This window comes from Caballeronia sp. A2-2 (assembly GCF_057612605.2).
Window position 1 is genome coordinate 734986 of the sequence record NZ_CM172587.1, and the last position, 21958, is coordinate 756943.

The 21958-nt window shown below is 63.3% G+C and carries 26 protein-coding genes; 18 read left to right on the plus strand and 8 right to left on the minus strand.

The annotated features are described in order from the left end of the window. Positions 1-273 precede the first annotated feature (273 nt). Together ACZCWR_RS03510 and rfaE2 are read left to right on the plus strand one after the other, a co-directional pair. Positions 274-1155 carry a ferritin family protein gene (locus ACZCWR_RS03510; RefSeq protein ID WP_487302348.1) on the plus strand — a complete coding sequence of 294 codons (882 nt, stop codon included), beginning with the start codon at positions 274-276 and terminating at the stop codon, positions 1153-1155. A gap of 130 nt (positions 1156-1285) precedes the next feature. Further along, positions 1286-1768, plus strand: a complete 483-nt coding sequence (gene rfaE2 / locus ACZCWR_RS03515) for a D-glycero-beta-D-manno-heptose 1-phosphate adenylyltransferase (protein WP_487302349.1) — start codon at positions 1286-1288, stop codon at positions 1766-1768. A gap of 3 nt (positions 1769-1771) precedes the next feature. On the opposite strand, the gene ACZCWR_RS03520 is transcribed toward rfaE2, so the two are convergent. From ACZCWR_RS03520 to relB, 6 genes are all read right to left on the minus strand, one after another. Next, entirely contained in the window at positions 1772-2020 is a 249-nt protein-coding gene (locus ACZCWR_RS03520; protein WP_487302350.1) for a hypothetical protein, read from the minus strand. 26 nt (positions 2021-2046) lie between these two features. After that, a complete protein-coding gene (locus ACZCWR_RS03525; RefSeq protein ID WP_487302351.1) occupies positions 2047-2847 on the minus strand; it encodes a type III pantothenate kinase in 801 nt (266 codons plus the stop codon). Then, on the minus strand, positions 2844-3752 hold the full coding sequence (locus ACZCWR_RS03530; RefSeq protein WP_487302352.1) for a biotin--[acetyl-CoA-carboxylase] ligase: 909 nt from the start codon (positions 3750-3752) through the stop codon (positions 2844-2846). Before ACZCWR_RS03530 ends, ACZCWR_RS03525 begins: the two co-directional genes overlap by 4 nt. Before the next feature lie 77 nt (positions 3753-3829). Beyond that, on the minus strand, positions 3830-4117 hold the full coding sequence (locus ACZCWR_RS03535; RefSeq protein WP_487302353.1) for a helix-turn-helix domain-containing protein: 288 nt from the start codon (positions 4115-4117) through the stop codon (positions 3830-3832). Beyond that, positions 4114-4401: a type II toxin-antitoxin system RelE/ParE family toxin gene (locus ACZCWR_RS03540; protein ID WP_487302354.1), complete on the minus strand. Its 288-nt coding sequence runs from the start codon at positions 4399-4401 to the stop codon at positions 4114-4116. The genes ACZCWR_RS03535 and ACZCWR_RS03540 overlap by 4 nt, the downstream gene beginning before the upstream one ends. Beyond that, positions 4391-4582 carry a type II toxin-antitoxin system RelB family antitoxin gene (relB, locus tag ACZCWR_RS03545; protein ID WP_487302355.1) on the minus strand — a complete coding sequence of 64 codons (192 nt, stop codon included), beginning with the start codon at positions 4580-4582 and terminating at the stop codon, positions 4391-4393. Before relB ends, ACZCWR_RS03540 begins: the two co-directional genes overlap by 11 nt. Before the next feature lie 169 nt (positions 4583-4751). On the opposite strand from relB, the gene ACZCWR_RS03550 reads away from it, so the two are divergent. From ACZCWR_RS03550 to ACZCWR_RS03580, 7 genes are read left to right on the plus strand one after another with little or no spacing between them, the layout of a single operon-like run. Then, positions 4752-5882 (plus strand): MlaE family ABC transporter permease, encoded by a 1131-nt coding sequence (locus ACZCWR_RS03550; protein ID WP_487302356.1) that lies wholly within the window; start codon positions 4752-4754, stop codon positions 5880-5882. Between the two features lie 3 nt (positions 5883-5885). Next, entirely contained in the window at positions 5886-6764 is an 879-nt protein-coding gene (locus ACZCWR_RS03555; protein ID WP_487302357.1) for an ABC transporter ATP-binding protein, read from the plus strand. A gap of 48 nt (positions 6765-6812) precedes the next feature. Then, entirely contained in the window at positions 6813-7772 is a 960-nt protein-coding gene (locus ACZCWR_RS03560) for an MlaD family protein (protein ID WP_487302358.1), read from the plus strand. Between the two features lie 13 nt (positions 7773-7785). Next, positions 7786-8406 carry an ABC-type transport auxiliary lipoprotein family protein gene (locus ACZCWR_RS03565; RefSeq protein WP_487302359.1) on the plus strand — a complete coding sequence of 207 codons (621 nt, stop codon included), beginning with the start codon at positions 7786-7788 and terminating at the stop codon, positions 8404-8406. Between the two features lie 16 nt (positions 8407-8422). Continuing rightward, the gene (locus ACZCWR_RS03570) at positions 8423-9625 is read left to right on the plus strand and encodes a VanZ family protein (protein WP_487302360.1); all 1203 of its coding nucleotides are present in this window, start codon (positions 8423-8425) and stop codon (positions 9623-9625) included. Between the two features lie 28 nt (positions 9626-9653). Next, complete coding sequence (locus tag ACZCWR_RS03575) at positions 9654-9983, plus strand: (2Fe-2S) ferredoxin domain-containing protein (protein WP_487302361.1); 330 nt, start codon at positions 9654-9656, stop codon at positions 9981-9983. Positions 9984-9990: 7 nt separating this feature from the next. Beyond that, entirely contained in the window at positions 9991-10623 is a 633-nt protein-coding gene (locus tag ACZCWR_RS03580) for an alpha/beta hydrolase (RefSeq protein ID WP_487302362.1), read from the plus strand. 1 nt (position 10624) lies between these two features. Here ACZCWR_RS03580 and ACZCWR_RS03585 read toward each other — a convergent pair whose 3' ends face one another. Then, positions 10625-10831, minus strand: a complete 207-nt coding sequence (locus tag ACZCWR_RS03585) for a hypothetical protein (protein WP_487302363.1) — start codon at positions 10829-10831, stop codon at positions 10625-10627. Between the two features lie 139 nt (positions 10832-10970). Here ACZCWR_RS03585 and ACZCWR_RS03590 point away from each other — a divergent pair, with 139 nt between their 5' ends. The 3 genes from ACZCWR_RS03590 to ACZCWR_RS03600 are packed head-to-tail and all read left to right on the plus strand — an operon-like array spanning position 10971 to position 13494. Beyond that, on the plus strand, positions 10971-12191 hold the full coding sequence (locus tag ACZCWR_RS03590) for a D-alanyl-D-alanine carboxypeptidase family protein (RefSeq protein WP_487303227.1): 1221 nt from the start codon (positions 10971-10973) through the stop codon (positions 12189-12191). A 45-nt stretch (positions 12192-12236) separates the two neighbouring features. Continuing rightward, complete coding sequence (locus ACZCWR_RS03595) at positions 12237-13163, plus strand: D-amino acid aminotransferase (protein WP_487303228.1); 927 nt, start codon at positions 12237-12239, stop codon at positions 13161-13163. After that, positions 13147-13494, plus strand: a complete 348-nt coding sequence (locus ACZCWR_RS03600) for a DUF493 family protein (RefSeq protein WP_487302364.1) — start codon at positions 13147-13149, stop codon at positions 13492-13494. The genes ACZCWR_RS03595 and ACZCWR_RS03600 overlap by 17 nt, the downstream gene beginning before the upstream one ends. Here the strand turns inward: ACZCWR_RS03600 and ACZCWR_RS03605 are convergent. Next, positions 13478-14437 carry a transcriptional regulator GcvA gene (locus ACZCWR_RS03605; RefSeq protein ID WP_487302365.1) on the minus strand — a complete coding sequence of 320 codons (960 nt, stop codon included), beginning with the start codon at positions 14435-14437 and terminating at the stop codon, positions 13478-13480. The genes ACZCWR_RS03600 and ACZCWR_RS03605 overlap by 17 nt on opposite strands. Before the next feature lie 126 nt (positions 14438-14563). Between ACZCWR_RS03605 and ACZCWR_RS03610 the strand changes: the two genes are divergently transcribed. The 6 genes from ACZCWR_RS03610 (at position 14564) to ACZCWR_RS03635 (ending at position 21925) form a co-directional block, all read left to right on the plus strand. Continuing rightward, positions 14564-14890: a DUF2917 domain-containing protein gene (locus tag ACZCWR_RS03610; RefSeq protein WP_487302366.1), complete on the plus strand. Its 327-nt coding sequence runs from the start codon at positions 14564-14566 to the stop codon at positions 14888-14890. Positions 14891-14972: 82 nt separating this feature from the next. After that, positions 14973-15815, plus strand: a complete 843-nt coding sequence (gene lipB, locus ACZCWR_RS03615) for a lipoyl(octanoyl) transferase LipB (protein WP_487302367.1) — start codon at positions 14973-14975, stop codon at positions 15813-15815. After that, on the plus strand, positions 15808-16803 hold the full coding sequence (gene lipA, locus ACZCWR_RS03620; protein WP_487302368.1) for a lipoyl synthase: 996 nt from the start codon (positions 15808-15810) through the stop codon (positions 16801-16803). The genes lipB and lipA overlap by 8 nt, the downstream gene beginning before the upstream one ends. Positions 16804-17243: 440 nt before the next feature. Further along, positions 17244-18533, plus strand: a complete 1290-nt coding sequence (locus ACZCWR_RS03625) for a dicarboxylate/amino acid:cation symporter (protein ID WP_487302369.1) — start codon at positions 17244-17246, stop codon at positions 18531-18533. Positions 18534-18561: 28 nt separating this feature from the next. After that, on the plus strand, positions 18562-20550 hold the full coding sequence (locus ACZCWR_RS03630; RefSeq protein ID WP_487302370.1) for a sensor histidine kinase: 1989 nt from the start codon (positions 18562-18564) through the stop codon (positions 20548-20550). 28 nt (positions 20551-20578) lie between these two features. Further along, on the plus strand, positions 20579-21925 hold the full coding sequence (locus tag ACZCWR_RS03635; protein ID WP_487303229.1) for a sigma-54-dependent transcriptional regulator: 1347 nt from the start codon (positions 20579-20581) through the stop codon (positions 21923-21925). Positions 21926-21958: the final 33 nt, after the last annotated feature.

Here is a 21958-nt window from a genome sequence, read left to right on the forward strand (position 1 = left end):
GTTGAACATACCTCAGGCACAGGTTTAGCTCCTCACCCACGGTAGAGCAAGACGCAAACAACACGACATTCGCACGGGGAAAGTGCAGTGTTTGCGCGGAACGCCCAGCGTTACCGCAGCGCTTGATTCTGGCGCTTCGTTGTCGGTTTTCGTCTTTGGCCGCCGCGATCCCGCGTAAAATTGAAAGCTTGGTTGCTCGCGCGCAGGGTTTTTGCGCGTTTGGGCCGAGTCAATATAGATATAACGTCGCGTACGTGGCATCAGGGGTGGACTATGAACACCATGCTTTATCCGGAACTGTACAAATCGCTGGAATCCGTTCGATGGGACATGGAGAAGGACATTCCATGGGACAAGTTCGATGCGTCGCTGCTCACCGACGAGCAGGCCAAGACCATCAAGATGAACTCCATCACCGAATGGGCGGCGCTCCCCGCAACCGAAATGTTCCTGCGGGACAACCACAATGACAGCGACTTCTCCGCGTTCATGAGCGTGTGGTTCTTCGAGGAGCAAAAGCACGCCCTGGTGCTGATGGAATACCTCCGGCGCTTCAAGCCGGAATTCGTGCCGACCGAGGACGAACTGCACGCGGTTCGCTTCGAATTCGATCCGGCGCCGCCGCTCGAAACGCTCATGCTGCATTTTTGCGGCGAGATCCGTCTGAACCACTGGTATCGGCGTGCGGCCGAATGGCACACCGAGCCGGTCATCAAGCACATCTACGAAACCATTTCGCGCGATGAAGCTCGTCACGGCGGCGCGTATCTGCGATACATGAAGAAAGCGATGTCGCAGGCCGGCGACACGGCGCGCGCGGCGTTCGCGAAGATCGGCGTGTTGATGGCATCGGCGCGACGCACGGAAAAGCCGCTGCATCCGACCAATCTGCACGTCAATCAGGCGCTGTTTCCGCGCGATACCGTGCAGTCGCGTCTGCCGGACCCGGAATGGCTCGAACGCTGGCTCGACGATCAAATCCGCTTCGACGATAGCTGGGAGAAGAAGGTCGTCGAGCGCATTCTGCACAACCTGTCCATTCTTTTCGAGCGTTCGTTCGCGACCGCGCAGGAGTTGAATCGCTACCGCAAGGAAGTGACGGTGCGTTTGCAGGCGGCGTCGGGTGGCGCGGCGTCGGCGGAACAGCCAGCGTAGGGTTTCATCCTCTTTGGTAAGCAACGGCCCGCTCGGTAAAACCAGCGGGCCGTTTCTTTTTGCTCGCGCAGCGCGGTGGGTTTGCCGTGGCACAATGCGCGCTTTCAGCACCGCCGTCCGCGACCCCGCCATGCCCGCCATTTTCGAACGCAAGATCACCACGCGCGACGCGCTCGCCGCGCTTCGCTCAACGCTCACCGGTCCGGTCGTTTTCACCAACGGCGTCTTCGATATCCTGCATCGCGGCCACGTGTCCTATCTCGCCGATGCCAAAGCGCTCGGCGCGACGCTCGTCGTCGGCGTGAACAGCGATGCTTCCGTGCGCACGCTCGGAAAAGGCGACGATCGCCCGGTCAATCGCGAGGAAGACCGCATGGCGCTGCTAGCCGCGCTCGAAAGCGTGGACTGGGTGGTGATGTTTGAAGAAACCACGCCCTTGCAACTCATCGACGCGCTGCATCCCGATGTACTGGTGAAGGGCGGCGACTACGACATGGACAAGCTCGCGGAATCAGCGTTGGTGCGCGGTTGGGGCGGACGCGCGCTCGCCATTCCGTTCGAGCACGACCGCTCGACCACGGCCTTGCTCAAGAAAGTTCGCGCGCAGTCGTGACGCTTATTGATTCGACGGCGTAAGCGGCGCTTCCTGCACATTCGCGGCAGGCGCGGGACCGCCGACCGTCGGTTGATCTGCCGCATCTTCAGGATGCAACGGCCGCGCGAACAACGACTCCGGATGCACCTGTTGCAGCAGATGATGCGGCTCACGCGCACCCGCCGCCGGCAGCGAGCCGAACATGCCCTGCACCACGGCGAGCATCAACAAATTGGCCACAATGAGTAGGGCGATCAGCCAGCGCAACATGCGTGAACTCCGTCGGTCACAAACGATCAGGAAGAGGTGGAAGGATGCATCGCCGCGTCGCGCGCGATGAGCGCAAGGCCGAACAGCACAAGAGAATAATGAAGCGTATGCGGCACGTCGAGCGCGCCCGCGATTTCGTTCGCCGCACCGCCGCCGACCACGAGCCGCACGTCCGCTTGCCAGTCCAATTGCAGCTCGCGCCACGCTTGCTCGATCAGGCTGGCTTGTGCGAGCGCGCAGCCAGCGGATATCGACGTCGCCGTGTCCGTGGCGAACCAGCCTTGCGATGCGCCGATCGCCTCGCGCGCCGATGCGGTATCGAGCGTCGGGAGTTGCGCTGTGTGATTGCCGAGCGATTGCATCATCAATGACCAACCCGGCGCGATCAATCCGCCCGTGAAGACGCCGTCTGCGCGCAAGGCTTCGAGCGTCGTCGCGGTGCCGAAGGTGGCGATCAGCAGGTTTTCGCCGGGAAACGCGGCGCGCGCGCCGATCAGGCCGCACCATCGGTCGCTGCCGAGCTTGTCCGGTTCCGTGTAGCTGTTGGTCACGCCGCATTGTTTCGCCTGCGCGCGCACGACGGAGCGGGGCAGCGCGGGCCAGCGTGCATCGATCAGCCGTTCGAGGCGTTGCAGCACCGCCGCGCCCGCGACGTTCGAAATCCATGCGTGCGATGGTGTGGGCAACGCAGCCCACGCCGATTCAATACCTATGTCCTGCTCATGTTCGAACGCGCCATTCGCAAGCGACACGCCGCGTTCATCGAGCAGCAACCATTTGATGCGGCTGTTGCCCGCATCGATCAGCAGGAACGGCGAGGCGCTCAAGGACGCTCCTTCGCAAGCCGCAACGAAAGCTCGCCGGTCGCGACGGTGCGCGGACCTTCGGGCGCATCGATCAGCAACTGGCCGCGATCATCGACGCCCGTCGCCACGCCGCGCGCCACTTCCATGCCCTGATCGATCAGCGTGACTTCGCGGCCGGCGTAGGCGTGCGCATCCGTCCAGCGCTGGCGGAACGCTCGGAAGCCGTCCGCTTCGAAGCGCGGCAGCGCGGCATCGAGCGCGTTTAGCATGGCGGCGAGCGCATCGGTGAGATTGGCCTCGGGCCACGCACGCGCGAGCACGGCGGGCGCGGCGCCCGGTGCGATTGATGCGGCCTGACCCTGACGATTGGCGTCATCGACCTGAGCGGCGAGTTGATCCGCGCCATGCAAATTCAACCCGATGCCGATCACTACCGCCGTCGCGCCGGGCGTGTTCCACGCGGTTTCGATGAGAATGCCGGCGAGCTTGCCATCGTCGAGCAGGACATCGTTGGGCCACTTCAGCGCGGGCCGCGCCGATGCCGACAGTGGCAGACGCGAGAGCGCATCGAGCACCGTCACGCCGATCGCAAGACTCAACCCCGCCAGTCCTTCGATGGGCCGTTTCAACACGCAGCCGACCGACATCAACAACGCGTTACCCGGCTCCGCAAGCCATGCGCGGCCACGCCGCCCGCGACCCGCGGTTTGCAGATAGGCGACGCGGACCGTCGGCGCCGGGGCTTCGTCCTGCGCGCGTTCGCGAGGGAGCGCGCGCAATTGCGCCATGAGATCGGCGTTGGTGGAGCCGGTTTCATCGACGATATCGATGGTCCAGTGCTGCGCGGGACGCTCGGCGCATGCGGCAAGACGCGCGCGGTCGATGCGCCAGGGTGCGTCGGGGGCGAAGGTGGGCAGAGGGGTCATGGCGGGTATTGTAGCGGGGCGGCGAAAGGCTGTTTTCTGCGTTATCACTGGCCCGCCCCGCGCCCCGCACCCCGGCTTTAGCGCACTTCGACTCGCACGGTTTTGCCGCAGGCCTCCGCGTATCTACAAAACGCTGCGAACGACGGCGATCCCTTCTCACTCAGGATTGAGCGTTCCATGCGCGCGAGCGTGGCTTCGCGGATTCCCATGCGCTCGGCAACTTCCCCTCTGGTCAGACCGGCATCGCGACGCGCGTCAAGCATGGATTGCAGCGTCGAATGTTCGAAGCGCAGCGCGTCGTGACGATCTTCGAATTCGGGGTTCGCAAGCATGCGCGCCAACCGTTCAAGTCTTACGTTATTCATAGGTCATCTCCAATAATCGGATACCGCCGGCGCGCATGCATCACGCCGAGCACGGTAACTCGGTCCGTCACCCGGTACACGACGATGTAATTCGGATGGACGATCATCTCGCGCGTGTCCGCCACGCGGCCGCGCCGAAAAAGATAAGGGCTGTCGCTCAACGCAAGGGTAGCTTCGCTAATCAGTCCAAGCAGTTTGTCAGCCGCCTGAGGATCGCGTTCTTCGATGTATTCATAGATTTCCCGCACCTGCTTTCGTGCACGCCTGCTCCATTCAACGAGCATTGCGCGCCTTCCGTTTTTCCTCGGCCAGTGTGGCCATTTCCGCCATGAATTGATCGTGCGGAACAGCGGGCGTTTTGTCGGCGAGAGAGGCTTCTACTTCGGCGCGAAACCACGCGTCGTAGTGCTCTGCTTCTTCGAGCGTGTCGAATTCGGAGATGATGGGGTCGAGGCGCAGGTCCATGTTCCAAAAGGGAGTTGAGTCGATCGATTCATCATAGCGCGACGCATCAAGTGCAGATCAAGGCGAAAATTCCTATCTTGATCGCGATAAATCGCACGCTGCCCGCCCGCCCCCCATTCCCCGCTAAAATGTCCCTTCCCCTTCAACCGCGCCCAACGCGCCTCCGTCCTTGGACTTCGACACGCCGCCCCGCCTGAGAGTGGAAGCAGGTCAGCAAGGCAAGGTGGTCCGGCTTTCAGGCCAGTGGACCGCGTTCGCGCTTGCGCGTGACCGCAACAAGACCGGCGTCACGCGGCGGCTGCGCGCCATTGGCCGGGAGGCGATCAGCCAGTGGGACTTGCTCGCGGTCGAGCGCCTCGATCATGTCGGCGGTCAGGCGCTCTGGCGCGTCTGGGGCCGGCGCATGCCCGCCACCGTCGAGCTGAACGACACCCAGCGCGAAATCTTCGAACGCGTCGCGCTGCTCGATGCCGAGCGCGAAGAACCCGAAGCCATCGATCGCGTCGATCCCGTCACGCGCCTCGGTCAGCTCATCTTCACGTTCTTCGACCATCTCTATGGCGGCCTGTCGATGTTCGGCGCCTTCATGCTCGATCTGTTCGGGCTGATCCGCCGTCCGCAGCGCATCCCGTGGACGGAAATCTCCGCGAATATCTACAGCGCCGGCGCGCAGGCGTTGGCGATCACCGCGCTGGTCGCGTTTCTGATCGGCATCGTGCTGAGTTATTTGTCGGCGCAGCAGTTGCGCACGTTCGGCGCGAATCAGTACATCGTGAATATTCTGGGGCTGTCGGTCATCCGCGAACTCGGGCCGGTGCTGTCCGCGATTCTCGTCGCTGGCCGTTCCGGTTCCGCCATCACCGCCCAGATCGGCGTGATGCGCGTGACCGAAGAACTCGACGCCATGCAGGTCATGGGCATCCCGCATGGCTTGCGGCTCGTGTTGCCGCGCGTGATCGCGCTGGGCGTCGCCATGCCGCTGCTCGTCATGTGGACCAACATCATCGCGCTATTGGGCGGGGCGCTCGCGGCCAAGCTGGTGCTTTCCATCGATATGTCGTTCTTCATTCGCTCGCTGCCGGGCGTGGTGCCGATCGCCAATCTGTGGATCGGGCTGGGCAAAGGCGTGGTGTTCGGCATGCTGATTGCGCTGGCCGCCTGTCACTTCGGCTTTCGCATCAAGGCGAATTCGCAGAGTCTGGGCGAAGGCACGACGACTTCCGTGGTGTCGTCGATCACCATCGTCATACTGGCGGACGCGGTGTTCGCCATCCTGTTCCAGAACGTGGGCCTCAGATAGATCATGTCGACGACGCTCGCCACTGCCGTTCGTCATCAGCCGCCGCCGGTCATCGCGGAGCCGGTGATCGAAGTGCGCGATCTCACCAAGCGCTATGGCCGCACGGTCATCCACGAGCATCTGAACATGGATGTGCGGCGCGGCGAGATCGTCGCGCTGCTCGGCGGCTCGGGTTCGGGCAAGACCACGCTCGTGCGGCAGATGCTCGGGCTGGAATCGCCCACTTCGGGCAGCATTCGCGTGCTCGGCGAGGAATGGGCGCGCATGGACGACGAAACCGCCCGCATGATGCGCACGCGCTCCGGCATGATGTTTCAGCAAGGCGCGCTGTTTTCGTCGCTGTCGGTGTATGACAACATCGCGCAGCCATTTCGCGAACTCGGCAAGATTCCCGAGGACTTGATCCGCGAGTTCGTCATGCTCAAGCTGGAGATGGTCGGCCTGTCGTGCAAGCACGCGAGCAAGATGCCGTCCGCGCTGTCGGGCGGCATGGTCAAGCGCGTGGGCATTGCGCGGGCCATCGCGCTCGAACCGGAACTGCTGTTTCTCGATGAACCCACCGCCGGTCTCGACCCGAAGGCATCGGACGAGTTCGTCGATCTCATCGCAACGTTGCATCGCGCGCTGGGTCTCACGGTCGTGATGGTGACGCACGATCTCGACACCATGGTCGCTTTGTCCACGCGTGTCGCGGTGCTGGCGGATCATCGCGTGCTGGTCGCGGCTCCGGTGGAAGAGGCGTGCGCGGTGGATCATCCGTTCATCCGCGAATATTTTCTCGGACGGCGCGGACGCCGCGCCTTGCAGGCCCTTCCGCCCGAGCGCCGCGCGAAGCTGCCCGCCGCCGCGCTGGAGGACGCGCCGATCGCCGTCAACAAGTAGCAGCGTCGCCGGTCGCGCGCGGACAACGAGGAGAAAAGGAAGCTGCCGATGGAAAACAAATCACACGCGTTCTGGACCGGGCTGTTCACGATCGTTCTGGTGCTGGCCGTCGCGTTCGCCGTGTTCTTCTTCAACGTGGATCGCACGGTGCGCGTGCCCTATGACCTGATCGCGCGCACCAACGTGACCGGTTTGTTCACGGATGCTTCGGTGCGCTATCGCGGACTGGGCGTCGGCAAGGTGGAGTCGATCCGCTTCGACAAGGCGCATCCGGGGCAAATCCGCATTCGCATTCTCGTCGATCAGAACGCGCCGATGACGCACTCCACCTACGCGACGCTCGGCTTTCAGGGCGTGACGGGTATCGCGTTCGTGCAACTGGACGATACCGGCAAGGATACGGCGGCGCTGGCATCGTCGCCGCAGCATGTCGCCGAAGTGCCGATGCGCGCGGGTCTTTTCGAGCAGCTTCAGGAACGTGGCGAAGTGATCCTGCGCAAGTTCGAGCGCCTTTCCGACAGCGCCGACAAGTTCCTTTCCGATGACGTGCGCAACCAGCTTCTCGACACGACCAAGAGCCTGAAAAACGCGGCGGACGGCATCACGGCACTGACGAATCAGGTGCAGCCCGCGACCGCGCAATTGCCGCAAACGCTCAGGCAACTCAACACGACGCTGGCTTCCACCAACCAACTCGTGCAGAACCTCAATCGTCCTGACGGCCCGTTCGTCGGCAATCTGAACAAGGCGGGAAAAGCGGCGGAAGATGCCAGCGCGTCGCTTGCGGACATGAACGAATCGCTGCGGATGGTGACGGCGCGCGTCGGCTTCGAGGCCTTGCCGCGCTTCTATTCGCTGGGCGATGACGTCGGCAGCGCCGCGCGCTCCATCGACCGCGCCGCCGATGCGTTCAGCACGAATCCGCGCAGCGTGTTGTTCGGCGCGCCGAAGCAAACGCCGGGTCCGGGCGAGCCGGGTTTCGCGTGGCCGTCCAGCCCGCAGCATTGACGAGAATACGAAGATGCCACGCAACGAAATGAAAATCGTCGCCCTCACACTCGTGTGCATGATGACGTTCGCGGGATGCGCGTCCTCGCCCGCCGTGCAGAACACGCGCTATGACCTCGGCGCGCCGCCCGCCGCGAACGCATCGCCTGCGGGCGGCGCGCCGACGCCGCCCGTGAAGGTGCTCGCCATGAGCGCGCCGCGCAATCTCGAAACGGACGACTTCGGCTATCGCCTGAGTTACGTGGATACGCAGCGCATCGCCGTCTATTCGACAAGCCATTGGACGATGCCGCCCGCGCAACTCCTTACGCAACGGCTGCGCGAAGCGCTGTCGGCGCGCGGCCCCGTGCTCTCCGGCGGCGATCCGGTCAACACCGTGCCCTTGCTCGAAGTGGAACTGATGAACTTCGAACAGGACTTCGATGCACCCGAGCAAAGCCACGGCCTCGTCGCCGTGCGCGCGACGCTCACGCAGCACGGGCGCGTGATCGGCCAGCGCAGTTTCACGGCGCGCGCGCCCGCGCCATCGGCGGATGCATCGGGCGGCGCGCGGGCGCTCGCCATCGCCGCCGACGATGTGATCTCGCAACTCACCGGCTGGCTTGCCGCGCAACCGCTGACCGCCGCACGATGAAGCATCCGGGCGGCGCATGACGATCAAGCAATGGCAGCGCCGTCCGTCGGCGTTTTCCCGGCAGGCGCTGGCCGCGTACGCGGTGCTCGTGCTGTATGGCTCGCTCTATCCGTTTTCGGGCTGGCGCTCGCTCGGCATCGGCCCGTTCGCGTGGATTACCGATCCGCTGCCGCAATACCTGACCGTTTTCGATGTCGTGACCAACGTGATCGGCTATATGCCGCTGGGCGCGTTGATCGTGCTGGCGTTGTATCCGCGCTGGCGCGGGTCGGTCGCGGTATGCGCGGCGCTCGTCGGCGGCGCGCTGCTGTCCGGCTCGATGGAATCGATCCAAACGTATCTGCCCACGCGCGTCGCGTCCAATCTCGATCTCGCTGCGAACGCGTTCGGCGCGCTCGCGGGCGGCATGCTCACCGCGCCCGCGACGAGCGCGCTGCTCGACCGGGGCGTGGTCAGGCGCATGCGCTTCGTCTGGTACGAGCGCGACGCGGCCTACGTGATTGGCCTGTCGGCGCTGTGGCCGTTCGCGACGCTGTTCCCCGCGCCGTATCTGTTCGGCTTCGGCAATCTCCCGCGCGTGCTGTGGGACGGCCTCGACCCGGCGATGCAGGACGCCGTGCTCGCCTGGCTGCCCGCCGCGTGGGATTTCGAAAGCTGGTCCGACCGGCTCGGCGCTTGGCTGCCCGACGACGCGTGGGAAGCCATCATCACCTCGACCAACCTGTTCGCCGCGCTCGTGTTGGCGACGCTGCTCACGCGGCATCGCGCGCCGCGCATCCGCATCATGGCGGCGCTGATCCTGCTCACGCTGTTCGCGAAGGCCGCCGCGTCGTTCCTGCAATCGCGCGCCGGACTGACCTTCGACTGGGCGACGGATGGCGCGCTCGAAGGCATCGGCATCGGGGCGCTGGCGGGCGTGCTGTCGGTGTCGCTGCCGCGCGCGTGGCGGGCGACGCTGGCGGGCGCGGCGCTCATCGTCGCGCTCGTGCTGACGAATTTGCTGCCGGTGAATCCGTACTTCGATATCGTGCTGGCGGACTGGCGGCAAGGACGCTTCGTGCATTTCAACGGGCTGCTGCACTGGCTTGCGTGGGTGTGGCCGTATGCGGCGCTCGGCTGGCTCGCGTCGGCGGCGGAACACGCGCTGCTCGCGTGGCGGCGCGCGCGCAAGGCCCATGAGGATGGCCGCGACGGCAGGCACAAACATCGCTCGCTATAATCGACCGACACTCTCATCCCACGATGCCATGGATTCTTTCTACAAGTATCACGTGTTCTTCTGCCTGAATCAGCGCGATGCCGACGCCCCGCGTCCGAGCTGCGCCAACTGCAACGCGCAGGCCATGCAGGAGCACGCGAAGAAGCGCGTGAAGCAACTCGGGCTCGCGGGCGAGGGCAAGGTTCGCATCAACAAGGCGGGTTGTCTGGATCGCTGCGAACTGGGACCGGCGCTGGTCGTGTATCCCGAAGGCGTCTGGTACACGTATGTCGATGAAACCGATATCGACGAGATCGTGGAGTCGCATCTGGCGGGCGGCAAGATCGTTGAGCGTCTTTTGATCGATCAATCGGCATGAAACCCGCATGAACGCACAGACCGAAAAGTTTCTCATCGACGGACCGGCGGGCAAGATCGAATGCGCGCTGGATCAGGCCGAAGCCGCGAGTGGCCCGCGCGGCATCGCGCTTGTCGCGCATCCGCATCCGCTGTTCGGCGGGACGATGGACAACAAGGTCGCGCAGACGCTCGCGCGCACGTTCGTGCAACTCGGCTACACGACGTATCGCTCGAACTTTCGCGGCGTGGGCGAAACGGCGGGCGAGCATGACAATGGCATCGCGGAACAGGACGATCTGCTCGCGCTGATCGATCACATGCGCGCGCAGCCGGGACAAGCCGATGTGCCGCTCGTGCTCGCGGGCTTTTCGTTCGGCACCTTCGTGCTCTCGCATGTCGCCAGGCGCATGGTCGAAGCGGGCAAGGAGATCGAGCGCATGGTGTTCGTCGGCACGGCGGCGAGCCGCTGGGAGGTCGCGCCGGTGCCGGAGAACACGCTCGTGATCCACGGCGAAGTGGACGACACCGTGCCCATTTCCTCCGTGTACGACTGGGCGCGTCCGCAGGAATTGCCCATCGTCGTGATTCCGGGCGGCGAGCATTTCTTCCATCGCAAACTGCATATTCTGAAGCGCGTGATCGTCGATGCGTGGCGTTGACTTACGCATCGCTTCCAGCGGGTTTCGCGCGCTGATCGATCGTTTCTCGCGTCGAATCGCGAGCGGGAAATACACGCCGGGCACGCAGCCGAAAACGTAAAAGCGCGTTCCATTCAGCCAGATTCAACGGATTTCGCGTGCGGCCCGCGCGTATAATGGCGCAGAATTTTTTTGCTTCGGCTGAACGTCTGTCGTTATCGAGCTTCATCGAACCGATGACCTCCGCGTTGGTCGAAACAGCGCTTCGTCGCCGCAACATCGTGCCTCAACCCGTGCAACGTGCTTCGCCGATCCACCGATTCTTCATCGCCTTCGACGTAGCCTGCTTTTATCCGCCGATCGATCCTATGCGCTTTGTCCCTTCCGGCTTGTCAGTGTCCTCCGTCTCAACTTCCGCCCATCTTCGCCGTGTCCTCAAGGCTTCGCTCGTGCTGCCGGCCGTGCTCGTCGCCGCGAGCGCGTTCGCGCAGGTCGCGCCACCCGATGTCACCGCGCATTCGTGGGTGCTCGTGGATGCCACCAGCAATCAGGTGCTGGCATCGGGCAATCAGGACGAACGCGTCGAGCCCGCGTCGCTCACCAAGCTGATGACGGCCTATATCGTCTTCGATGCGCTCAAGTCGAAGAAGATCAACATGGATCAAACGGTGATGCCGAGCGAGGACGTGCGCCGCGTGAAGACGGACGAGTCGCGCATGTTCATCGAGGCGAACAAGCCGGTGACGGTGCACGACCTCGTGTACGGCATGATCGTGCAGTCGGGCAACGATGCGGCGATTGCGCTGGCGGAACTCGTCGGCGGCAGCGAATCCGGCTTCGTCACGATGATGAACGCCACGGCCAAGCGCATCGGCATGAAGAACACGATGTACGCCGACGTCAACGGCATGCCCGACCCGAATCACTACACCACGGCGGGCGATCTCGCCGTGCTGTCCACGCGTTTGATCCGCGATTTCCCCGAGTACTACAGCATCTTCTCGGAGAAGGAATTCACGTACAACAAGATCAAGCAGCCGAACCGCAACCGCTTGTTGTGGCTCGATCCGACCGTCGATGGCCTCAAGACCGGCCACACGAAAGCAGCGGGTTATTGCCTGATCGCTACCGCCCAACGCCCGCTCGAAGGCACGCCGGACGCCAAGCGCCGTCTCGTCGCCGTGATGATGGGCGAGCCGAAAGAGCACAACCGCGTGCAGGACAGCCTGAAGATGCTGAACTACGGCTACAGCGCGTATGACGCGCGCCGCCTGTTCAAGGCGAATCAGGTGATCGAATCGCCGCGCGTGTACAAGGGCGCGACGGACAACGTGCAGGCGGGCGTGCTGAGCGATCAGTACATCACCGTGCCGAAGGGCGTGGGCGACAAGATCAAGCCGGTCGTCACGCATAACGATTTGTTGATCGCGCCGCTCAAGAAGGGCCAGCAGATCGGCACCGTCAAGATGGTGGCGGATGGCAAGGATGTCGCGCAGTTCCCGCTCGTCGCGTTGCAGGACGTGCCGGAAGCGGGCCTGTTCGGCCGTCTGTGGGATTCCGCGCTGCTGATGTGGCAGAAGAAGAAGTAAGTTTTTGCGTTGAGTTTTCGGAGAGCGGTTTCGATGAGCCAGAGTTTGAATCAAGAATTCGATCCCACGGTCTATCTGAACGGCGAGTGGGGGCCGCTTTCCGAAGCGCGCATTCCCGTGCTCGATCGCGGGTTCATCTTCGGCGATGGCGTGTATGAAGTCGTGCCGCTCTACGCGCAGGACAACGGCGCGCGTCTGCCGTTCAGGCTCACGCAGCATCTCGCGCGGCTGAACCGCAGCCTCGGCAAGATTCAGATCGCCAATCCGTTCGATGACGCCGGCTGGCGCGCCCTGATCGCGCGCGCGATCGAAGCCAACGCGGGCGCAGGCGATGCGCTCGTCTATATTCAGGTCACGCGCGGCGTGGCGAAGCGTCGCGGGCACGCGTTTCCGGCGGGCATCACGCCGACGGTGTTCGTCATGCTCAGCCAACTCACGATGCCGAGCGATGAGGCGCGCGCACGTGGCGGCATCGCCGTGACGGCGGAAGACAAGCGCTGGCTGCATTGCGATATCAAGTCCATCTCGCTGCTCGGCAATGTGCTGATGGCGCAGCACGCCGCCGAACACGACGCGCTCGAAACCATTCAGGTGCGCGACGGTTTGCTGACCGAAGGATCGTCGTCGAATATTTGGATGGTGAAGAACGGCACGCTGCTGGGCGCACCGCGCGGGCCGCGCATTCTCGAAGGCATTCGCTACGGTCTGATCGAGGAACTCGCGCGCGAGGCGGGCATTCGGTTCGAGGAACGCGACATCACCGAAGCCGAACTGCGCGACGCCGACGAACTCATGATGAGTTCCGCCACCAAGGAAGTCATGCCGCTGACCTCGCTCGATGGCAAGCCGGTTGGCGACGGCCGGCCCGGACCGGTCTATGCTGCGCTGTATGGCGCCTATCAGCGGGCGAAGGCGCAGGAATTCGCCATCCACGAGAAGCATCAGCCCGCGACGAATGGTCGAACCGCGTGAAGTAAAGGAGAACACCATGTCCGACGAATCCAAACCCCAAAGCACCGATCCCACCGACGCCGCCGCGCACAGCGCCGACGAGCTGTTCAATTTTCCGTGCGACTTTCCCATCAAGGTCATGGGGAAGTCGAATCCCGAGTTTCAGGACGCCATCGTCAAGGTGCTGAGCGAGTTCGATCCCGAATTCGATGCCTCGCGCGTGGAAACGCGGCCTTCGTCGGGCGGCAATTACACCGGGCTGACGTGCACGGTGAAGGCGCAGAATCGCGCGCATCTCGACGATATTTACCGCGCACTCACCGGCCATCCGATGGTCAAGGTAGTGCTTTGAGCTTTCCCGCTGGCGCGGGCGTATCGCAGACGGCGGGCGTGCGTTCGTAGAGCAGCCTGAATTGCTCGGCTTCGCTGAAAATCCACTCGTGGAACGCCTTCACGCGCTCGGTTTCCAGCAGCGCGGGAGGACACACGAAGTAGTAAGTCCAAGGGCTCGGGCCGTCGATGTTGAACAAACGCACGAGCCGCCCCGCGATGATCTCCGGCATCGACAGCGAGCGGCGCACCAGCGCGATGCCTTGTCCGTCCATCGCCGCTTGCAGCAGATTCGACGAATCCTCATACAGCACGCCGCGTTTGGGTTCGGGCATGTCGGCGAGTCCCGCCGCGTCGAACCACGGACGCCATAATTCTTCATCCGATCTCAGCAGCGGCATATGCGCCAGATCGCGCGGTTCGCGCGGCAGATTGCCGCCGTTGAACCCCGGCGCGCACGCCGGAAAGAAAATCTCGTCCAGCAACGCTTCCGTATGCAGACCGGCGTATTTGCCGTAGCCGAAGCGGATCGCCACATCCACGTCATCGCGATTGAAGTCCGTCAGCGCATTCGTGGACAGCAGTTCGAGGTCGAACTGCGGATATTTCTCGATGAACCGCCCCACGCGCGATGTCAGCCAGCGCGCTGAAAACGACGACAGCATCGACACGATCAGCCGCCGGTCGCGATCGCCCGAGCGGATGCGCCGCGTCGATTCCGCCAACGCCACCAGCGCCGCGCGCACTTCGGTCGCGTACTGACGACCACGATCGGTGAGCCGCACGCGCTTGCCATCGCGCGCAAACAGCGTCACGCCGAGTTCGGCTTCCAACCCGCGAATCTGATGACTGACCGCGCCGTGCGTGACGAACAGTTCATCGGCGGCGCGCGAGAAGCTTTCGTGTCGCGCGGCGGCTTCGAAGGCGCGCAACGCGTTCAGTGCGGGAAGCTGGCGAAGGTCCATGTGGATGCTCGCTGAGGTCGTCGTTGTCAAACTGGCTCACATAGGGGTGAAAATTCATCGTTTTGCCGGATGCCTTGCCACGCATAGGATTGTAGTCATCGAAACGTTCCTTTGGCGGAGTGGATCATGCGAGAAATTTCAACAAGCGTCACCTTCGAGATCAAGCCCGGCGAGACCATCCCGATGCGCATTTCGCGCAGCACGCGGCTTGTGGTACATGGCGCGCCGGTGTGGGCCACGCGCAGCAACGACATCGAGGACTACTGGCTCGCGCCCGGCGACCGGCTCAAGCTGCGCGAGCGCGAACGGCTCTGGCTATCCGTCGAAGGCGAGCGCGCGGCGCGGGTCGTGTTCACCATCGTGCCGAGGCCGGACCAGCGGGCGGCGCACTGGGCGAGCGGTGTCATCGAACGGATTTCGCAGCGTCTGCGCGCGGGCTGGCGCACCGTTTGACACAACTATGCCGTTTTGTCATCGCGTGCATGCGAATTCACCATCGGCGGGCTGGGGACGATTTCGGTAAACTATCGTCACCATGTCCGCCACATCGCTAGAAATTCCTCTCGACTTTCCGCTCGCCTCCCACGCGGACGGCGAACTGCGCGCGGGCGATTTCCCCATCGCGCTGCGCTGGCGCGGGCTCGAAGCCTACGAACAAAGCTTCGACGCGATGCGCGCCTTCACCGACGCGCGCACTTCCCATATTCACACGCAGGACGAAATCTGGCTCGTCGAGCATCCGCCGGTGTTTACGCTCGGTCTCGCGGGCAATCCGGCGCATCTGTTGCTCGCCGACAGCGGCATTCCGCTCGTCAAGGTGGATCGCGGCGGACAGATCACGTATCACGGGCCGGGGCAGATCGTTGCCTATCTTTTGATCGACCTGCGCCGCCGCAAGCTGATGGTGCGCGAGCTGGTGCGGCGCATCGAGGAGGCCGTGATCGAAACACTCGCCGCGTATAATCTGGCGACGGATCGCAAGGCTGGCGCGCCGGGCATCTACGTCTCGCAGACGGCCGCGCAGGGTGGCGACGCTTCGCTGCACGAACTACACAAGGGCGCAAAGATCGCGGCGCTCGGGCTCAAGATTCGCAATGGCTGCAGCTATCACGGCGTCAGCCTGAACGTGTCGATGGACCTCGCACCGTTTCTCGCGATCAACCCGTGCGGCTACGCGGGACTCGAAACGGTCGACATGGCGACGCTCGGCGTCACCGCCGACTGGCGCGACGTGGCCTTCACGCTGGCCGAACGGCTGGCGCATCAAATCGGCGGCGTTTCCGCCACGGCCGCTCAGGTAGCCGCTCAACCGCACGATGGCCCGGTGCCAACCGACACGAGCCGTCCCGCTGCATCAACCGGATCGACGAATGACTGACGCAACCGCAAATCTGGCAGGCGAATCTTCTTCAACCATGCCGCAGGCGTATGACGCCACTGCCAAGCAGAAGGCGCAGGCCAAGACCTCGCGCATTCCGATCAAGGTGATTCCGATCGAGAAGCTGAAAAAGCCGGAGTGGATTCGCGTACGCACGGCCACCGGCAATTCGCGCTTCAACGAGATCAAGAAGATTCTGCGCGAACACAACCTGCATACCGTGTGCGAGGAAGCGAGTTGCCCGAACATCGGCGAATGCTTCGGCAAGGGCACCGCGACGTTCATGATCATGGGCGACAAGTGCACGCGCCGCTGCCCGTTCTGCGACGTGGGCCACGGCCGTCCTGATCCGCTGGACCCGGACGAACCGCTCAATCTCGCGCGCACCATTGGCGCGCTGAAGCTCAAGTATGTGGTGATTACCTCCGTGGATCGCGACGATCTGCGCGATGGCGGCGCGGCGCACTTCGTCGAGTGCATCCGGCAGGTCCGTGAGCATTCGCCGGAAACGCGCATCGAAATTTTGACGCCGGACTTCCGTGGCCGGCTGGACCGCGCGATCAACATCCTGACCGCCGCCCCGCCGGATGTGATGAACCACAATCTGGAAACGGTGCCGCGTTTGTATAAGGAAGCGCGTCCGGGATCGGATTATCACCATTCGCTGAAGTTGCTGAAGGACTTCAAGGCGCTGCATCCGGAAGTCGCGACGAAATCGGGCTTGATGGTCGGGCTCGGCGAAACCGAGGAAGAAATCCTTCAGGTGATGCGCGATTTGCGTGCGCACGATGTCGATATGTTGACGGTGGGGCAGTATTTGCAGCCTTCGGAGCATCATCTGCCGGTGCGGGCTTACGTGCATCCGGATACGTTCAAGATGTACGAGGAAGAAGCGTACAAGATGGGCTTCACGCATGCAGCGGTCGGCGCGATGGTGCGGTCAAGCTATCACGCGGATGAGCAGGCGCATGGGGCGGGTGTCGTCTAAGCGGTTTGTGCCGTGCGCTGAAGGAGAAAACCCACGGTTTGCCGTGGGTTTTTTTATGGATGCCATGTGCCAACTTTTAAGCGAACCTTAATAGTTGCCGAAAGCTCGATATTTTCCCGTTCCCCGGATAACCCAATCCATCGTTTCCAGAAACCCAGATTCCCCCTCTCACACCCTCAGAATTTTCCCAAGTAAATCAGGGTATTAGCGCATCCAAAAACTGGCATCGACCTTGCAATATAGGCGGCACGGCCCGCGAAGCCGCCTATAAAAGTCAAGGAGACAAGCCGATGACCCCTCTCGCATCCCAGCATCCCTGAATCCGTCGACGACAAGCGGCTCCCGCTCGACCGACGCGTTCAGCGCATGGAAGCGCTCCGCGCATCAAGCCCGCCGCTGGCTGTACTTTCGCCAACCGCCTGTTAATGCCTGGAAACATCGTGAAAAAACCTATCCATAAAGTCCTGTACGTGCAGGTGATCGTGGCCATCATCATCGGCATCGCGCTCGGGCACTTCTATCCTGCGCTCGCGGCCGACATGAAGCCGCTCGGCGACGGCTTCATCAAGCTCATCAAGATGGTGATCGGGCCGATCATCTTCTGTACCGTCGTGACCGGCATCGCCGGGATGGAGGACATGAAGAAGGTCGGGCGCGTCGGCGGCAAGGCGCTGCTGTACTTCGAAATCGTCTCGACGTTCGCGCTGATTCTCGGCCTCGCGGCCACGCACATTCTGAAGCCGGGCGTTGGCTTCAACGTCGATCCGTCCACGCTCGATGTCAAATCCGTCGAATCCTTCGCGACGAAGGCGCACGGCCAGAGCACGGTCGACTTCTTCATGCACATCATTCCTGACACGCTCGTGTCGGCGTTCGCGCAGGGCGAAATCCTGCAGATCCTGCTGATCGCGCTGCTGTTCGGTTCGGTGCTCGCGCATATCGGCGAGCGCGGCCGCGTGGTGACGAGCTTCATCGAAGGGCTGTCGAGCATCCTGTTCGGCATGGTCGGAATCATCACGAAGCTCGCGCCCATCGGTGCGTTCGGCGCGATGGCCTTCACCATCGGCAAGTACGGCATCGGTTCGCTCTTGCCCATGCTCAAGCTAATCGGCACGTTCTATCTCACGTCCATCGTGTTCGTGATCGTAGTGCTCGGCACGATTGCCCGCATGGTCGGCTTCTCGATCCTGAAGTTCGTGGCGTATATCAAGGAAGAGATGCTGATCGTGCTCGGCACGTCGTCGTCGGAAGCCGCGTTGCCGCAGCTCATGCTCAAGCTCGAAAAGCTCGGCTGCTCGCGCTCGGTCGTGGGTCTGGTCGTGCCGACGGGTTACTCCTTCAACCTCGACGGCACCAACATCTACATGACGATGGCGGTGCTGTTCATCGCGCAGGCGACCAATACCGACCTCACGTGGGGCCAGCAGATCACGCTGCTCGCGGTGACCATGCTTACGTCCAAGGGCGCGAGCGGCGTGACCGGCGCGGGTTTCATCACGCTGGCGGCGACGCTTGCCGTGGTGCCGACCATTCCGCTCGCGGGCATGGTGCTGATTCTCGGGATCGACCGCTTCATGAGCGAATGCCGCGCGTTGACGAACATTGTCGGCAACGGCGTGGCGACGGTCGTGGTGTCGGCGTGGGAAAACGAACTGGACCGCGCGAAGCTCAAGGCGGTGCTGGCGCGCGGTGTCGATGTCACGGACACCGAAGAAGCGAAGACGGTCTGAGCACGTTCCTTTTTTGAACGACGCAGCCATGCATGCGGCGAAGCCTCGCTCCACGGGTGCTTCGCCGCAGCCGTTTGCGGACGCCGATCCGGTGCATGCCTATGCCACAATGACAGATCCTCATTCGCGGGATTCTGCTCACGTGACGCGCCGTATCGTCGTGTTTTTCGCGTTGCTCGCCGCCATGATGGCGTGTTGCGCGCTGACGTGGCATGTCGCGTGGCGGCGGGGCATCGACGAATTGCGGCTCAATGCGGCCGCGCGCGTGGACCGCACGACGACCACGCTCAAGAGCACGCTCGACCGCTACGAATATCTGCCGTATCTGCTGTCTCGGCATCCGGTCGTGCAGAACGCGCTCGATCATCCGGACGCCGAAAATGTCGATCGCGCGAACCGCTATCTCGAAGACCTCAACGCGCGCGCGCATGCCACCGTCACGTATCTGATCCGCGCGAACGGCATCAGCGTGGCGGCGAGCAACTGGAACAACGCGGACAGTTTCGTCGGCGTGGACTATAACTTCCGGCCATATTTCATCGATGCCATGAAAGGCGGCGTGGGCCGTTTCTTTGGCATCGGCACGATTTCGATCGAACCGGGCTATTACATCTCGCAGCCGGTGTTCAAGGAAGGCACGCGGCAGATCATCGGCGTGGCGGTGGTGAAGCTCAATCTCGAATGGTTGCAAGGCGCGGATGCTTCCGAGCCGCTTATCGTCACGGACGATCATGGCGTGATCTTTCTGTCGTCGGTGCCCGCGTGGAAATATCACACGGTGCGGCCGCTGCCGCAGAAGGTCGAGGCGTCGGTGTTCGAGACGCGTCAGTACGCGCAGCAGCCGATCACGCCGCTGCCCATGAGCATAGTGAAGACGCTGGAAGGAGGCGCGCAGATCGTGCGCGTCGGCGGTGGACGCGATGCGCCGGTGTTTCTGGCGACGCGGCGTTCCATCGGCGAGCCGGACTGGCAACTCATCACCATGGCGCAACTCGATCCCGTGGAAAGCGCGGCGCAGAATGCGGTGATCGTCACGGGGCTGCTGTTCGTCTCGCTGTGCCTGCTGACGTTCTACTGGCGCATGCGGCGCACGCGCGTGCGCGAGATGATCCGCAGCCGCGAGCTATTGCAAAAGGCCTATGCCGAACTGAATCAGCGCGTGGCCGAACGCACGGCGGACCTGTCCGAAGCCAACGCGCAACTCACGCGCGAAGTGAACGAACGCACGCGCGCCGAACAGGATTTGCGCGCCGCGCATGACGAACTCGTGCAGGCGAGCAAGCTCGCGGCGCTCGGGCAAATGGCGGCGGGCATCACGCATGAACTGAATCAGCCGCTCGCGGCGTTGCGCAGTTTTTCCGACAACACGCGCGTGCTGATCGAGCGCGGCGATCAGGCAGCGGCGCGTGAGAATCTCGAAGCGATTGCATCGCTGACGGAGCGCATGGGGAACATCACGAATCAGCTCAAGCTGTTCGTCACCAAGGCGCGGCCCAAGAACGCGCGCGCGGATGTGGCGCGCGCACTGCGCAATGTCTCGTCGATGCTGCGGCCACGTTTGAAAAACGTCACGCTGGAAATCGCGCCGGAACTGAGCGGCGAGGGCGCGCCGGTCTTCGTGCGATGCGAGGACTTGCGGCTGGAGCAAGTCTTCATCAATCTGATCGGCAATGCGTTGGATGCGGTGGCGTCGTGCGACAAGCCGCGCATCGTCATCGAGATGGAAGCGGCGGCGCGCGGCGATGCGATCGCCATCGTCGTGCGCGACAATGGTCCCGGCATTCCCGCCGATACCTTGCTGCGCCTTTTCGAACCGTTCTTCACGACGAAGGAAATGGGCCACGGGCTGGGGCTGGGCCTGGCGATTTCGTCGGCGATTGCGCGCGATTACAGTGGCACGCTCATCGCGCGCAATCGCGAAGCGCCCATCGTCGCGGACGGGCCGGAAGGTGGCACGCAGAACGACGCCGACCGGTCGCACGGCGCGGAGTTCGTGCTGACGCTGCATCGCGCTTAAACACATGAATCATCAGCAGGGGCAACACATGAGCACCGGTTTGCAGGTGATCTTTATCGAGGACGACGAACTCGTGCGCCGCGCGAGCGTGCAGAGTCTGCAACTCGCGGGTTTCGAGGTGATTGGGCACGGCAGCGTCGAAGCGGCCGCGCGCATGATCGATGCGAATTTTCCCGGCGTGGTCGTGAGCGATATCCGTCTGCCGGGCGCGAGCGGTCTCGATCTGCTCGCGCAGTGCCGCGAACGCGCGCCCGAAGTGCCGGTCATCCTCGTCACCGGTCACGGCGATATCTCGATGGCCGTTCAGGCGATGCGCGACGGCGCGTACGACTTCATCGAAAAGCCGTTTGCTTCCGAGCGTTTGATCGAAGCGGTGCGGCGGGCGCTCGAACGCCGCACGCTGATTCTGGAGAACCGGGCGCTTCGGCGCGAACTAGCGGAGCAGGGCGGCGTGGGGCCGCGCATCATCGGGCGCAGTCCGGCCATCGAACAGGTGCGGCGGCTGATCGCCAATATCGCGCCGACCGATGCCTCTGTGCTCATCAACGGCGATACGGGCGCGGGCAAGGAACTGATCGCGCGCAGTCTGCACGATCTCTCGCCGCGCCGGGACAAGCCGTTTGTCGCGGTGAATTGCGGCGCGCTGCCCGAGCAAATGTTCGAATCCGAGATGTTCGGTTATGAGGCGGGCGCGTTCACCGGCGCGCAGAAACGGCGCATCGGCAGGCTGGAAGGGGCGTCGGGCGGCACGCTGTTTCTCGACGAAATCGAGAGCATGCCGCTCTCGCTGCAAGTGAAACTGCTGCGCGTGCTTCAGGACGGCGTGCTGGAACGGCTCGGCTCGAATCAGCCGGTGCGCGCGAATCTGCGCGTGGTGGCGGCGGCGAAGGGCGACATGAACGAGCACGTCGCGGACGGCACGTTCCGGCGCGACTTGCTGTATCGGCTGAATGTAGTGACGATCACGCTGCCGCCGCTCAACGAACGGCGCGAGGACATCGTGCCGCTGTTCGAACATTTTCTGCTCGATGCCGCCGTGCGCTATCAACGGCCCGCGCCGCTCATCACCGACCGTCAGCGCGCGGAACTGATGCAGCGCGAATGGCCCGGCAACGTCCGCGAACTGCGCAACGCGGCGGATCGCATGGTGCTCGGCATCGTGGATGACGGCGGCGCGTCGGCGCTCGATGTCTCGACGCAATCGCTCAAGGAACGCACGGAGCAGTTCGAGCGCGTGGTGATCGGCGAGACGCTGGAGCAGTGTGGCGGCGCGGTTGCGGTGGCGGCGGATCGGTTACAGGTCGGGAAGGCGACGCTTTACGAGAAGATCAAGCGGTATGGGATCGCGGTGAAGGGTGAGCCTTCGGAGCGGTGAGCCGGTAAACCAAAACGCCCGCATCGACGCGGG